At 39.1% G+C, this 15,414-nt stretch carries 13 protein-coding genes and 1 tRNA gene; 7 read left to right on the forward strand and 7 right to left on the reverse strand.

All coding sequences use genetic code 11. The features are described from left to right. Positions 1–37 precede the first annotated feature (37 nt). Positions 38–634 carry a Crp/Fnr family transcriptional regulator gene (locus tag X919_RS0103920; RefSeq protein ID WP_028899107.1) on the forward strand — a complete coding sequence of 199 codons (597 nt, stop codon included), beginning with the start codon at positions 38–40 and terminating at the stop codon, positions 632–634. Between the two features lie 111 nt (positions 635–745). Here X919_RS0103920 and X919_RS0103925 read toward each other — a convergent pair whose 3' ends face one another. Then, complete coding sequence (locus X919_RS0103925; protein ID WP_028899108.1) at positions 746–1,549, reverse strand: MBL fold metallo-hydrolase; 804 nt, start codon at positions 1,547–1,549, stop codon at positions 746–748. Between the two features lie 256 nt (positions 1,550–1,805). Here X919_RS0103925 and X919_RS15905 point away from each other — a divergent pair, with 256 nt between their 5' ends. Continuing rightward, complete coding sequence (locus X919_RS15905) at positions 1,806–2,108, forward strand: hypothetical protein (protein WP_028899109.1); 303 nt, start codon at positions 1,806–1,808, stop codon at positions 2,106–2,108. Here X919_RS15905 and X919_RS14740 read toward each other — a convergent pair. Together X919_RS14740 and uvrA are read right to left on the reverse strand one after the other, a co-directional pair. Further along, positions 2,047–2,973, reverse strand: a complete 927-nt coding sequence (locus tag X919_RS14740) for a glycosyltransferase family 2 protein (protein ID WP_051502410.1) — start codon at positions 2,971–2,973, stop codon at positions 2,047–2,049. The two genes, X919_RS15905 and X919_RS14740, sit on opposite strands and share 62 nt — an antisense overlap. 14 nt (positions 2,974–2,987) lie before the next feature. Further along, positions 2,988–5,810, reverse strand: coding sequence for an excinuclease ABC subunit UvrA (uvrA, locus tag X919_RS0103940; protein WP_028899110.1), 2,823 nt, complete (start codon positions 5,808–5,810; stop codon positions 2,988–2,990). 163 nt (positions 5,811–5,973) lie between these two features. Between uvrA and X919_RS0103945 the strand changes: the two genes are divergently transcribed. Beyond that, positions 5,974–6,061 (forward strand) — tRNA-Ser (locus tag X919_RS0103945). A 339-nt stretch (positions 6,062–6,400) separates the two neighbouring features. On the opposite strand, the gene serS is transcribed toward X919_RS0103945, so the two are convergent. From serS to hemW, 4 genes are all read right to left on the reverse strand, one after another. After that, positions 6,401–7,693, reverse strand: coding sequence for a serine--tRNA ligase (gene serS, locus X919_RS0103950; RefSeq protein WP_028899111.1), 1,293 nt, complete (start codon positions 7,691–7,693; stop codon positions 6,401–6,403). A gap of 180 nt (positions 7,694–7,873) precedes the next feature. After that, entirely contained in the window at positions 7,874–8,161 is a 288-nt protein-coding gene (rpmA, locus tag X919_RS0103955) for a 50S ribosomal protein L27 (protein ID WP_028899112.1), read from the reverse strand. 18 nt (positions 8,162–8,179) lie between these two features. Continuing rightward, a complete protein-coding gene (gene rplU / locus X919_RS0103960; RefSeq protein ID WP_028899113.1) occupies positions 8,180–8,497 on the reverse strand; it encodes a 50S ribosomal protein L21 in 318 nt (105 codons plus the stop codon). A 235-nt stretch (positions 8,498–8,732) separates the two neighbouring features. Further along, complete coding sequence (gene hemW / locus X919_RS0103965) at positions 8,733–9,857, reverse strand: radical SAM family heme chaperone HemW (protein ID WP_028899114.1); 1,125 nt, start codon at positions 9,855–9,857, stop codon at positions 8,733–8,735. Between the two features lie 147 nt (positions 9,858–10,004). Here hemW and X919_RS0103970 point away from each other — a divergent pair, with 147 nt between their 5' ends. From X919_RS0103970 to X919_RS0103985, 4 genes are all read left to right on the forward strand, one after another. Beyond that, on the forward strand, positions 10,005–12,167 hold the full coding sequence (locus X919_RS0103970; RefSeq protein WP_028899115.1) for an elongation factor G: 2,163 nt from the start codon (positions 10,005–10,007) through the stop codon (positions 12,165–12,167). Between the two features lie 151 nt (positions 12,168–12,318). Continuing rightward, positions 12,319–13,881 carry a sensor histidine kinase gene (locus tag X919_RS0103975; RefSeq protein ID WP_028899116.1) on the forward strand — a complete coding sequence of 521 codons (1,563 nt, stop codon included), beginning with the start codon at positions 12,319–12,321 and terminating at the stop codon, positions 13,879–13,881. A 40-nt stretch (positions 13,882–13,921) separates the two neighbouring features. Then, positions 13,922–14,620: a response regulator transcription factor RprY gene (locus tag X919_RS0103980; protein WP_028899117.1), complete on the forward strand. Its 699-nt coding sequence runs from the start codon at positions 13,922–13,924 to the stop codon at positions 14,618–14,620. A gap of 430 nt (positions 14,621–15,050) precedes the next feature. Beyond that, on the forward strand, positions 15,051–15,414 hold a 364-nt coding region (locus X919_RS0103985; protein ID WP_028899118.1), incomplete at its 3' end, for an Arm DNA-binding domain-containing protein.

The following is a 15,414-nucleotide window of genomic DNA, read 5'->3' on the forward strand; positions in this document are numbered from 1 at the left end:
CAACCCCTATAATTAACTTTTTGAAAAATCCTTATTTATGAAAGAATTGATGAATACGCCGCGCGATATAGCACGCGAACTTGCGCGAAAGTATAGCACAATGACACACGATGAATTAGACATTTTAGAGAGTGTGCTGGTGCCGATGAAGTTTACTAAAGGTGAAGCTATTCTTAAAGATGGTGACGTGTGTGAGAACATTTATTACATTGACAAAGGCCTTATTCGACAGTATTATTTCAAGAATGGGAAGGATATGACTGAGCATTTGGGTGCCGATCGATCTATTTTTATGTGTATAGAAAGTTTATTTAAAGAAGTCCCTAGCCATTTACAAGCTGAAGCTTTAGAAACCTCCATTATTTATGCGCTACCTAAAAAGCATTTAGAACAGGTAGCGTTGCATAATGTGAATATTCAAATTCTTTATCGTAAGATTTTGGAGGAGAGTCTTATTCTTTCGCAGGTACATGCCGATTTGGTGCGTTTTGAGTCTGCGAGCAATCGCTATAAGCGTATGAGCAAACTCATGCCACAAGTTATTTTGCGTGCACCATTACTCTATATAGCGAGCTATTTACAAATGACACCAGAGACACTGAGTCGTGTTCGTGCAACAACGCTGTTAGAGTAGTTCTACTTTGCTTACTTCTAAACGAACGGTATGTGTATCAAAGGATGTTTTATACTAGATACTAAATCTCAATTTGTTGTAGCTGATGGTGTGTCATTCCCTGTTTAAAATTTAAATAAGTTCCTTGTAGCCACTGGGCACTTTCCGTTTCAACACTTCTAAACGAAAGTCTATTCCTGTGATGATGCCATGTGCCTTCAGAATGTCTTCAATGGTTTTTTGTGCTAACACGGGGTGGTTGTTTTCTTCGCTCAAATGACATAACCAAACATTCTTCAGTGCAGGTGTAGCACATTGTGCCAATGCTTCGCCGCATGCCTGGTTACTCAGATGCCCATTAGGGCTTAATATTCTCTCTTTTAGATGTGCGGGATAAGGTCCTTGAGTAAGCATTGTTTCATCATGATTGGCTTCTATTACTAAATAGTTGGCCTCATTAATGAAGTGTTGCATGTCGGAGGTAATATGCCCCGCGTCAGTTATGAGTACAAATGTAATGTTGTGATAAACAATTTTGTAGCCCATATTATCTGTGCTATCATGGGGCACTTGGAAAGGAGTAATGTGGTATTCACCAATGTTGAAGGGAACATTTGCCTTAATAATTTTAATATGTTCTGAAGCAACTTTCTTGCGCACACAATAGTTATTCTCTATGCCTTGGTGTACATTTTGTGTCGCATACACGTTTACTCCAGGATCAATACTTAACCAGCCTGCCGACTTAATATGATCGGCATGATCATGTGTGATGAGTAGGTTGTGCATGTTATTTAAGGAGAGTCCGTAGTTCTTTATATGTTTTTTCAAAGTTCTAATTCCGACTCCTGCATCGATGAGCAGCCCCTCTTGTTCCGTGTAAAGGCAGTAGCAATTACCACTACTCCCACTACCAAATGAAATAAATTTCAGCATTTCGTCCTATTTCTTTGCGACAAATTTATTAAGAAAAGCTGAGTATACCAAGTAATTTCAGTAACTTTGCCTCGCTAACGAGTTTTATTTCACCCTATTTAATTCATTGCCTGTGTATAAAATTGGTTTTTGTCTTGTTTTGATATGCTTATGTTTTTCAGTCTCTTCATGTAGACATTTCACAGACGAAGGTGCAGCTGATGCCTGTGTCGATTCGTTTTCTCAGCATTATTTCAATTGGCAATATGAAGCGTGCATGCCTTATGTAACGCCTCTCTCAAAGCGTTGGTTAGAATATGCTGCATCGCAGGTACACGAAGAAGATGTCAAGGCTCTGCGTGCTATGCCATCGGCAGCTAAATATGAAGTGCTCTCACTTCAATATGGTAAGAACGATGAGCAAATGATAGCCAAAGTGGAGGTTTACGATTTCTTAGTGATGGATACTCTGGGAATGGCGGCACATCAGCTTGAAAGGGCAGTTTATGTCCTTAACCTTAAACTTCGTGACAAGCGCTGGTTGGTCGAATTGCATCAGCTACCTCAAAGAGTGAAATAAGATACCCTAATTTGTAGCGTTTGAAAATATTTAAATTGGGAGCCGTTCCCCTCAACTGTGCTTTCCATGTCTCTTGCTTACTACGCCAATAGTACATGTACAGCCAATCAACTTTCCATTTTTGAAGTGTATGTACTAAGTTGAGCAATCGTGAGCAATCGCTTAGACGATGTTGTAAGAAGAAAAGGTTCTGCAAACTTTGTTCTGTTTTTTGTAGGAATTGTGCATTGTTTTCATATCGATAAAACAGAACTGGATTTTCTATATGTAAAACAGGAACACCAGCCTTTTTCAATTCTATACCCAAGAGCATATCTTCATAGCCATATTGACGTAGGTCCTCATCAAAAGGATGTTGTTGCGCCACATTGCGCATAACGAATAAGTTGGATGTACGCAGTTTGCTATAGGGATGTTTTGTCCGTTCTCTCAACTGATTTTGTTTGCTTGTGGCTTGTTCATAGCAAAATCTTAAATTGCTTTTACTCCCTTGTGCTAACACATAACCTCCATAGGCCACGGAGGTGGTATCGCTGAGCAGAACATAGTTCAAGATATAATTTGCATGATGAATTATCATGTCTGCATCAATAAATAGAAGTGCGGGATAAAGTGCTTGCTGTATGAGAAGATTGCGGATGCGTGCCCGACCGACGTTCTCCTTGCGTATGAGATAACTGACATGGTCGAGTTCTAAAATCTCTTTATTGCGCAAGCGTGTATGTTCATCACAGCTACCATCATCGGCTACAATAATTTCATAATGTAACCCTTCGATATCTTCGCATTGTCCAGCGAGTTGTTTCACTAATTCCACACAATAGGTGTTATAACACGGGATGAGTATACTAATTGCCTTTTGCATATGAGATACTACTTTTATAATTTCTCTTTTAAAAATTTTGCAGTAATGCTATGTTTACATCCTATTAAAGCTTCTGGTGTTCCCTGGAAAACCAATTCTCCACCTTTGTCCCCTCCATCAGGACCGAGATCAATAACATAGTCAGCACACTTAATAACATCTAAATTATGCTCAATGACGAGAATTGTATGCCCGCGCTCGATGAGTGCATAGAATGCTGTTAGTAGACGTTGGATATCATGGAAATGAAGTCCTGTCGTAGGCTCATCGAAGATGAAAAGTGTAGGTTCTTGCTTCTCCTGTCCTATGAAGTATGCCAGTTTTACGCGTTGGTTCTCACCACCAGAAAGTGTACTGGAGTTCTGTCCCAATTTGATATAACCCAATCCTACATCTTCCAAAGGACGCAAACGATTAACAATAGTTTTTTGTTTGTGTGTGTTGAAGAAGCTGATGGCCTCAGAGACAGTCATATTCAGAATGTCGCAGATATCCTTATTATGGAATTTAACTTCTAAAATATCACGTTTAAATCGTTGTCCGTGACATGACTCACATTCTAATACAAGGTCAGCCATGAACTGCATTTCCACATTGATAACACCTGCACCCTTGCATTCTTCACATCGGCCTCCTTCAGTATTGAATGAGAAATATTGCGGGGTGAAGCCCATTTGCTTTGCTAATGGTTGTTCGGCAAACAATTGTCGAATGGCCTCGTAGGATTTTACGTATGTAGCGGGATTGGAGCGGGTGCTTCTTCCTATAGGGTTTTGATCGACAAATTCAATGTGCTTGATAGCCTTTACATCGCCCTCTAAGGCAGTGAATTCTCCTGGTATATCAGCAACCTCATCAAGTTGGCGTTTGAGAGCAGGGTAGAGGATGCCTTTAATGAGAGAAGATTTCCCTGAACCAGAGACGCCTGTGACACACGTAAACACATTAAGGGGAATTATTACATCAATACCTTTCAGATTGTTCATGCGTGCACCTTTCAATACGATAGATTGATTCCATGATCTTCTGGACGCAGGGACGGCAATTGTTTCAGCATGGGTGAGATATTTTATGGTATAGGAATGTGGGTATTCTGTGATAAGTTTGTTAGTTGATTGTTTGGAAAGTAATTCTGTACTGCCTTGGAAAACAATATTTCCACCTAAATTGCCTGCGTCTGGACCTACATCAATAAGGTAATCGGCTGCCCGCATAATTTCTTCATCATGTTCAACAACAATGACTGTGTTACCAACTTCTTGCAGTTCCCTTAACACATGGATGAGTCTGTCGGTATCTCGACTGTGCAAGCCTATACTTGGCTCATCTAAGATATAAAGAGAACCTACAAGTGATGAGCCGAGCGAGGTGGTGAGGTTGATGCGCTGGCTTTCACCGCCACTAAGCGTGTTGGAAGGTCGATTGAGCGTGAGATAGCCCAATCCCACCTCGAATAAATATTTTAAACGGTTTTGAATCTCGGTAACTAAGCGTTTAGATATATCAGCTTCTTGCGGAGAAAGCTTTAGATGGTCAAACCAGTTTTTGAGTAGGCTCACTGGCATTTCAACCAATTCTGTTATACTTTTCCCATTCACTTTCACCCACGTTGCTTCTTTTTTTAAGCGCATTCCCTGACAATCGGGACAGATGGTTTTTCCACGATAGCGACTTAGCATTACTCGATATTGAATTTTGTACTGATTTTCTTTCACCATATGGAAGAACGCATCAATACAAATCTTTTCATGAATATCTAAGCCCTTTTCGCAATCGAGTCCATGCCAAAGCATTCGCTTATATTTCTTATCTAATTTGTAATAGGGTTCAAAAATGGGGAAGTTGTCTTGAGCTGCTCGGCGGATAAATTCGCTTTGCCACATCCCCATGCGCTCACCATGCCAGCATTGCACACAACCTTCATAGATGCTCAAGGAAGTGTTGGGAATGACTAATTTCTCATCAATGCCGATGACGGTCCCAAAACCTTCACAGGTGGGACAGGCTCCTAAGGGCGAATTGAAAGAGAACATATTGTCGTTGGGTTCTTCGAATGTTATGCCATCGGCTTCAAACCTGGTGGAGAAATCGAAAGAGATATTGCTAGGCTGAATACTGATACGCAAATTTCCATTGCCTTCGTAAAATGCCGTTTCTGCTGCGTCCGTTATGCGAGTGCGGGTATCTTTTGTATGATCAACTCGTATGCGTGAGATGACCAAAAAGAAGTCTTCGGCAGGTTGTTGAAGTTGCTGCGCATTGTTTAAAACATCCTCAATGCGCATAATCTCTTGGTTGATGAAAACCCGAGAATACCCTTCCTGCATATACATTTCGAGCTGTTTTTTGAGTGTGCAGTTAGTTGCAATATGTAAGGGAGCTAAAATGAGGATGGATGTGCCGTCTGTATATTCAAGTATCCGGTTAACTACATCTTCTGGTGTGTGGCGCTTCACTTCTTCTCCGCTGATGGGGGATATGGTGTGTCCGATGCGCGCATAAAGCAAGCGGAGGTATTCGTAGATTTCCGTACTTGTACCCACTGTTGAACGTGGATTTCGCGAAATCACTTTCTGTTCAATGGCAATAGCTGGTGGCAAACCTTGAATGAAATCGCACTCAGGTTTACTCATGCGTCCCAAGAACTGACGTGCATAGGCAGACAAACTTTCTACATAGCGGCGTTGTCCTTCGGCATAAAGAGTGTCGAAAGCCAAAGACGACTTGCCAGAGCCCGATACTCCGGTAATTGTAATGAGTTGATTTCGAGGAATACTTAATGAAATATTTTTGAGGTTATTAACTCGAGCCCCTTTTATATCAATCGTTTCATCCATAAGAATTATCCTTTTTGTGCATACAAAGTTACGCTTTTTCTATTAAAGGTAGACTATCTAATGATAGTGAAATGAAATGAAATGGCTATTCTGGTTGTACTTTTTTCATAGAAAGTATTGAAAATCCAAATAAAAATAGTAGCTTTGCAGCACTTTAAAACGAGGAAAGGTGCTCGAGTGGTTGAAGAGGCACGCCTGGAAAGCGTGTAAACGCCTAAAGCGTTTCGTAGGTTCGAATCCTATCCTTTCCGCATGAAAGATATTTGATAGGGATTCAAATGTCTTTTATTTTTAGATACCACCATATACTGCCATTTTTGAAAATTGGGTGTTACAAGATGTTTCTGATATAGAACTATGGGCGCTTTGAAAAATACAAATGCAAAAGTACTCAAACGATGGGAGATAAAACAACAGCAAGGGAAGTAATCCCTATCAAGCGATTAGGATATCGAGCGAAAAAGTTACAATCTCCTGTAAGATAGGATGCCTTTTAAAAGATTATTGAGAGCACGTGAAGAAAGATACTCTTTGATAATAGGGAACAAAAAGCCAGCACGAAACTCTTCCTGTGCTGGCTTTTTTCATTTTTAATCAAAATTTTTATCGTCTAAGTACTCGAACCCACAATAGGGAACTAACACTTTTGGAACACGGATGCCATTTGTTGTCTGATTGTTCTCAATAATGGCTGCAACTATTCGGGGCAAGGCTAGTGCCGACCCATTGAGTGTGTGGCATAGCTCTATCTTTTTATCTTCCTGCTTGCGATAGCGACATTTTAGGCGATTGGCTTGATAGCTTTCGAAATTGGACACCGAAGAAACCTCCAACCAGCGTTTTTGTGCTGCACTCCATACCTCGAAGTCATAGCAAATTGCAGATGTGAAACTCATATCACCACCGCACAATCGAAGGATGTGATAGGGGAGTTCTAATTTCTGTACCAAGCTTTCAACATGTTGTAGCATTTCGTTGAGCGACTCATAAGAGTGTTCGGGCTTATCAATTCTTACAATTTCAACCTTGTCAAATTGATGCAAGCGATTTAGTCCGCGCACATCTTTTCCATAAGAACCAGCCTCTCTGCGAAAGCATGCTGAATAGGCGCATCGCTTGATGGGGAGCTCCTTCTCATCGAGAATGACATCCCTGAAGATATTTGTGACAGGTACTTCGGCTGTGGGGATGAGGAAGAGATTATCTAAGTTGGCATGGTACATTTGGCCTTCCTTATCGGGTAGTTGTCCCGTTCCATAGCCCGAATCTTCATTGACAACATAAGGCGGCTGTACTTCTAAATAGCCAGCCTTACGCGCTTCATCTAAAAAGAATGCTTCTAATGCGCGTTGAAACCTTGCCATCTTACCTAAATAAATAGGGAAGCCAGCTCCTGTAATCTTTACACCTAAGTCAAAATCAACCAAGTTGTATTTTTTCAGCAAATCCCAATGACACAAGGCCTCAGCGCCGAGGTCTGGCTTCGTACCACCTTCTTTCACAATAACATTGTCGTTGGCATCTTTACCTTCGGGCACATCGTCATTAGGAATATTTGGGATAGAAAGCAGCACTTCAGTCATATCCTTTTGTGCTTTCTCCATTACTTCTTCTAAAGCCTTGTCTGCAGCTTTTAATTCAGCTACTTGTTCCTTTATGTTCTCAGCTTCAGCTTTATATCCCTCTTTCATCAAGCTGCCAATCTGCTTGGAAAGCCGATTTTGTTGTTGCTTGTTTGCATCGAGTTTTTGTTGTGCCTTGCGGCGTATCTCGTTATATTCCAGTACTTTTTCAACAGCCTCACGTGCTCCTTGAAAATGTTTTTTCTCAAGTCCTTTTATAACACGTTCTGTTTCTTCACTAATCAATTTGAGTGTGAGCATTGATTTCTTTCTCCTTTAATGATTTATTGATGGTACAAAGTTACTATTTTTTTTCGATGTGCAAAATATTATTATGAGCTTTCCTTTATAGCTAAAGGATGTGGCATGATTGAAAAATAAGAAATCCAATTGCATAGTCGCAATTGGATTTTATCGTTTGTTTGGAATAAGTTTTCTTATTTATGCTTCACCTTTTGTCTTAGCTGCGTAAACTTCGGGCGAGAGGACAGATACTGTACTCTTATTGAATTTACCCTTGTGGAAATAAACAACACCATCAGCTAAAGCATATAATGTGTCATCCTTTCCTTGGGCTACATTCTCACCTGCAAAGTGTTTGTTTCCACGTTGGCGAACAATAATATTGCCAGCAATAATCTTTTGACCGCCCCAGATTTTTACGCCTAATCTTTGTGAAGCTGATTCACGTCCGTTCTTAGAACTACCTACACCTTTTTTATGTGCCATTTCTTGTTCCTCCTCGTTTTAAGCGTTAATTGATTTAATTGTAACCTCAGTGAATTGTGCGCGATGACCATTCTTTACGCGATAGTCTTTGCGACGCTTCATCTTGAAAACGATGACTTTGTCACCTTTCACAAGTGGGTTAACAACTTCTACTACTACTTTTGCCCCAGCTACTGTGGGTGCACCGACTTTAACTGCGCCATCGTTGTCAATGAGCAGCACTTTGTCGAATTCAACAGTTTTACCTGCTTCAGCATCTTTAATATGATGCACAAAAAGCTTCTTGCCTTCTTCAGCTTTAAACTGTTGACCGTTAATTTCTACAATTGCGTACATTTTTTTATTGTTAAACGGTTTTTCTCCGATAGGCGATTGGTAACCACCAACACTTTATTGAGCCTAAACCGGAATAAATCGCCTGCAAAGGTACACCATTTCTGTGAAAATTATAGAAGCCGATTGTTGAAACATTATACTTTAACAATAATTAACCGCAAAAACCTGAGTGATGATAACTCTTCCATGATGGGTGTATTGTGTATCCATCAAAAGGAATAAATATTGTAATAAGTTATGCCTTAAGATAAATGAGATCACTCATAATTTCATCAGATATGAATAATCCCTGCTCGCTAATGCTCAGATGGTTGTTCTTGATAATAAGATTTCCATTTTTTAGATGTTCTTGAGCCTCTTGTTTTATATAATTTACTAATTTTTGTCCATATTGTAGTGTCAATTGATTGAGATCAATGCCTTCTTGGGTACGTAATGCTGTAGTGATGAGGTCATTGTAACGGGTATAAATATCTAAGTTCTCAATTGTCTGAGGCAATTGTTTATGTGCAATAGCAATCATATATTGCGTGATATTTGCAATATTCCACTTGCGGTGCCTCCCATCATAACTATGGGCTGCAGCACCTATTCCAATATAAGGAATTTCATGCCAATAGCTACTATTATGTTGGCTACGGTGATGTGGCTTACAAAAGTTACTGATTTCATAGTGCTCATATCCTGCAGTCTTGAGCTTTTGGCACAACAAAGCGTACATGGATTGGCTCAATTCATCGTTAATCTCATGTATCTTTCCGCTATTACGCATTTTTGTTAGCGATGTCCCCTCTTCGTACATTAAACTATAGGCTGAAATATGTGGGACATTACATTGCAAAGCTTGATTGATATCATTGTCCCATAGTTTCAATGTTTGATTTGGTAATCCGAATATTAGATCGAGGCTGATATTGTGGAGTTTTGCTTCATGCAGCATTTCAATTGCATCAATAGCTTGCTGAGCAGTATGTCTGCGGTGGAGAAATTGTAATAGATTATTATCAAAGGTTTGTACTCCCATACTTATTCTGTTTACAGGAAGTGTTGTAAGCTTTTCTATGAAAGTAAAAGTAAGGTCGTCTGGATTGCATTCGAGTGTAACTTCAGTCCATTCTTTTCCCCATAAATTTTCAATTGTAGTGAAGAGCTGATTTAACTGCTCAAAAGTCAATATGCTTGGAGTTCCTCCTCCAATGTATATCGTAGAGATATGTTGTGCTTCTTTAGCTCTTAGTTGTAGCTCTTTGCATATCGAGTCAATGTACTGCTGTTGTAGTTGTTGGTTTGTTGTGCTGTAGAAATTGCAATAAATACAGCGATTAGTGCAGAATGGGATGTGGATATATAAACCTTGCATATGTATATTTTGTAGCAAAAGTACATTTTTTTACTCAAATCTTTTGCGGAATATAATATTTTTTCTACCTTAGAGCCATGAAAGTGCAAGTTTATCTTGCATCCTAACGGCAAAACAATTTATAAATTTTTTAAATCTAATTTGTGTATGAAGGTTTATCAAACGAGTGAAATCAAAAATGTGGCTCTACTCGGAAGTTCGGGTAGTGGTAAAACAACTTTGGCTGAGTGCATGTTGTTTGAAGCAGGTGTTATTAAACGTAGAGGTAGTATTGCTACTAAGAATACGGTAAGCGACTATTTCCCAGTAGAATTGGAGTATGGGTATTCTGTTTTTCCAACGGTCACGCATGTCGAATGGAACCACAAGAAACTGAATATCATTGATTGTCCTGGCAGTGATGACTTTGTTGGTGGGGTAATTACATCGTTAAATGTTACAGATCAAGCTGTTATATTGATTAATGGGCAGTATGGACCAGAAGTAGGGACACAGAACAATTTCCGATATACGGAAAAATTAAAAAAACCAGTTATATTCTTAATTAATCAATTAGATAGTGATAAATGTGATTTTGATGCGATTTTCACATCTATGCAAGAAATCTATGGAAAGAAATGTGTTCTTGTTCAGTATCCTTTGCAAACAGGTTCTGATTTTCATTCTCTAATTGATGTGCTTGTGATGAAGAAGTACTCCTGGAAGGCAGAAGGTGGTACTCCTATGATTGAGAATATTCCTGATGAAGAGATGCCTAAAGCCTTAGCCTTACATAAAGTTTTAGTTGAAGCCTCGGCTGAGCATGATGAAGTGTTGATGGAGAAATTCTTTGAGTCAGAAGCACTTTCTGAAGATGAAATGCGCGAAGGCATCCGAAAAGGGTTAGTTACACGAGGTATTTTCCCTGTATTCTGTGTTTGCTCAGGAAAAGATATGGGAGTTCAACGTCTGATGGAATTTTTGGGTAATGTTGTTCCTTTTGTAAACGAAATGCCTGTCCCGCATAATTCTCGTGGTGAGGAAGTCGTTCCTGTCGCGTCAGGCCCTACAAGCCTATATTTCTTTAAGACTGGAATGGAACCGCATATAGGAGAAGTTTGTTATTTCAAAGTAATGAGTGGAGTCGTATCTGTGGGGATGGACTTAACAAATATAGATCGTGGGAGTAAGGAGCGTATAGGACAAATCTATGTTTGTGCAGGCGCTACTCGATTGCCTGTTGAAAACTTGCAAGCAGGTGATATAGGATGTACCGTTAAGCTAAAAGATGTAAAAACGGGAAATGCTTTGAATGAGAAAGATTGCGACTGGCATTATAATTTTATAAAATATCCCAACTCGAAGTATAGTCGTGCGGTGAAAGCTGTTAACAGCCAAGATACTGAAAAGCTGGTTGCTGCTATTCAACGCATGAGTCAAGAGGATTCAACTTGGGTTTTAGAACAAAGTAAAGAGCTACGGCAAATTATTGTACATGGACAAGGTGAATTTCATTTACGCACATTAAAATGGCGTTTAGAGAATAATGAAAAGTTGCAAGTTGCCTTTACTGAACCGAGAATCCCATATCGAGAAACGATATCGAAAAAAGCAAAATCATTATATAGACATAAGAAACAAAGTGGTGGCGCGGGACAATTTGGTGAAGTGCAGCTTATTATTGAGCCTTATGCTGAAGGTATGCCTGAACCAACTTCGTATAACTTCAATGGGCAAGAATTTAAGGTAACCCTTAAGGGAAAAGAAGTTATAGACTTAGAATGGGGAGGGCGCCTCGTTTTTATCAATTCTGTTGTTGGTGGTGCTATTGATTCTCGTTTCATGCCTGCTATATTAAAAGGTGTAATGGATTGTATGGAGCATGGGCCGTTAACAGGAAGTTACGCACGAGATGTTCGTGTTGTGGTAGTTGATGGTAAGATGCACCCTGTCGATAGTAATGAGCTTTCTTTTATGTTGGCAGCACGCCATGCCTTCTCCGATGCTTTCAAAGAGGCTGGACCAAAGATTCTTGAACCCATCTATGACTTAGAGGTGTATGTGCCTGCTGATTTTATGGGTGATGTTATGAGTGATTTGCAAGGAAGAAGAGCTTTGATTGTAGGGATGGATACTGAAGCTGGTTACCAGAAACTACAAGCTAAAATACCTCTAAAAGAACTCAGTAACTATAGCATTTCGTTAAGTTCTTTGACAGGAGGACGAGCCTCTTTCACAACAAAGTTTGCAAGTTACGAGCTTGTTCCCACAGAACTTCAGGCGACTTTGATTGCAGCCCACGAAAAAGAATTGGTAGAAAAAGCAGAATAAATAGTTGTTTATATAGAATAGGCGAGTTATATGGCTCGCCTATTTTTGTATATATAATTAAATAGTACTTATCTTGATAAAAAAAGTTAATTCCTGCAATATTGTTAACAATTAATTGTTAATCGGAAATAAAATCATTATCTTTGTCACTATGAAGAAAAGAACGATATGGACTATAGCCGTTATAATGGGGCTTTCGTTTATGGGATTGTTATTTCTACAGCTACGCTATATACAAGAGATGGCAAAGATGAAAAAAGAACAATTCGATGAATCTGTCAATCGTGCGCTTTATCAGGCATCCCGGAATTTAGAATTGAATGAGACTTTACGCTATTTAGAAAAAGATGTAAGGGAGTCAGAACGTCGTTCTTTTTCAGTTGATTCAATGGGTACACGGTCTGGCCAACCCAATGATGGGACGGTTCAACAAAGTCATCAGTATGCCACTATAGGCAAGGATGGAACTATATATTCTTCTTTCGAATTGAAAACGATTGCCGTAAAGCCATCTTCTATGCCTAAGGCAATGATACTTAAATCTGATAAGAATTCTATTTCAGAGGCATCAAAGTCATTACAAGAAATAATAAAAAATCGTTATGTTTATCAGAAGGCGCTTTTAGACGAAGTAGTTTATTCTATCTTGTATTCTGCCTCAGATAAACCTTTGAAGGAACGTGTGAATTTTAAACTTCTAGATCAGGATTTAAAAGCTGAATTGATGAATAATGGTATCAACATACCTTATCATTTTACAGTATTAACACAAGATGGACGTGAGGTATATCGATGTCCAGATTATTCTGATGATGGTGAGGAATACTCTTATTCACAAATGCTGTTTCGTAATGATCCACAATCAAAAATGGGAGTTGTCCGTATCCATTTCCCAGATATGAATCATTATATATTTTCGAGTGTACGTTTTATGATTCCCAGTATAGTCTTTACGTTGGTGCTTTTGGTTACATTTATTTTTACCATTGTTGTCATTTTCCGCTCAAAACGTTATAGTGAAATTAAGAACGATTTTATCAATAATATGACGCATGAGCTAAAGACACCTATTGCTAGTATTTCACTTGCTGCGCAAATGCTGAATGATCGTAGTGTTGCAAAAAATGAAGCGATGCTTTCACATTTGGGTAGTGTGATCAACGATGAAAGCCGTCGCCTCCGTTTCTTAGTGGAAAAAGTGTTACAGATGAGTATGTATGATCGTAAGAAGGCTGTGCTAAAGCAAAAGCGAATTGACTTAAATGAAATGATAGAAAGCATTGGTCATTCGTTTACCTTGCGAGTTGAACATACAGGGGGAAAAGTGTATATAAACATAGAAGCTGTAGATTCTGAAATATATGTTGATGAGATGCATTTCCAAAATATAATTTTTAATCTTTTGGATAATGCTGTAAAATATAAAAAGGCAGATCAGCCTATAGATATTTATCTACATACATGGAATGAAGGGAATAATGTCTGCTTATCAGTCCGTGATACAGGGTTAGGAATTAAGAAAGATAATTTAAAAAAGATATTTGACAAATTTTATCGTGTCCATACAGGTAATGTTCACGATGTGAAGGGATTTGGATTAGGTTTAGCTTATGTCAAAAAGATGGTCGATTTACATGGTGGCACTATTCAAGTAGATAGTGAATATGGCGTAGGGACCTGTTTCACCATTAAATTACCATTTTTGGTATCATAGAGGGATCCAGTAAGTAAATTAAATATTAAAGAAAAGAGTTATGGAAGACAAATTGAAAATTTTATTGTGTGAAGACGATGAAAATTTAGGTATGTTGTTACGCGAGTATTTACAAGCGAAAGACTTTTCTGCAACACTCTGTCCAGATGGTGAGGTTGGGTATAGAGAGTTTATGAAGAATAAGTTTGATATTTGTGTGCTTGATGTGATGATGCCTAAGAAAGATGGTTTTACACTTGCGCAAGAAATTAGACAAGCTAATTCTGAGGTGCCTATCATCTTTTTGACGGCGAAAACGCTAAAAGAAGATATATTAGAAGGATTTAAAATAGGTGCTGATGACTACATCACAAAGCCTTTCTCTATGGAAGAGCTCGTGTTTAGAATAGAAGCTATCTTGCGTCGTGTGCATGGTAAAAAGAGTAAAGAGAACACACTCTATCATATTGGTGAGTTTACTTTCGACACGCAAAAGCAGCTGTTGGTTATTGGAGAAAAGCAAACAAAACTAACGACCAAGGAAAATGAGTTGTTAGCATTGCTTTGTTCACATGCCAATGAAATTCTTCAGCGTGATTATGCTTTGAAGACGATTTGGATAGATGATAATTATTTTAATGCACGTTCAATGGATGTTTATATAACTAAGTTGCGCAAGCATCTAAAGGATGATCCCCAAATCGAGATTATCAATATCCATGGTAAAGGTTATAAGTTAATTACGCCTGAGGAGGATTAGTATATATGAAAAAGGCCATTTCACCGCATGAAATGGCCTTTTTTATGTCATAATGTAGGCAATGTTGGCGGGTAACTAATCAACGAAAATGAAGAGAAATCGAAGTTGGCGTAAACTAATTGATAATGAGGAAGAAACAGAACGATTTGCATAGAAGTGCTCTTTTCAAAAAGGGTAGGAATATGCAGATTTAGGCAAAAGTTCAGTTACCAAAGCATTACCTGATTTTGGGATAGGTAACGATGGAGTAATGTCCGGTAACCGAATTATTTTCGCTTGTGTGGCTGTTGCTGTGGTCGGCAGTTTTCTGCATAAGTGAGGAACGCTTTAATTCGGGTAACTTTGCATAAGACAGGCTGCACTCGTCCATTTGAGAGCAAGCTCTCATGGAAATCGCTTGCACTGTCTTTGCCCATAAAAATTAAAGCGTATGAAACAAGAAAAAATGAAGGTGTTGCTCTACCTCAAAAAGAGCGGTCTTGACAAGTTGGGCAAGGCTCCGATTATGGGACGTATCACACTTGGAAGGAATGTTGCCCAGTTCAGTTGTAAACTCTCCTGCAATCCAGAGTTGTGGAATCCCCGTGAGAGTAGAGTGGACGGCAAGAGTCGGGAGGCAGTAGAGATAAACGGCAGGTTGGAGAGTTTGCTGTTGTCTGTTCAGTCGGCTTATCAAGCCTTACTTTCCAAAGGTTGCCTATTTGACGCAACCGATGTAAAGGAACTGTTTCAAGGCAGCGTACAGACACGATGTATGCTTATCGAACGATTGGACATCCTCATCAGGGAGAAGA

Source organism: Prevotella sp. HJM029 (assembly GCF_000599605.1).
Classification (GTDB): Bacteria; Bacteroidota; Bacteroidia; order Bacteroidales; family Bacteroidaceae; genus Prevotella.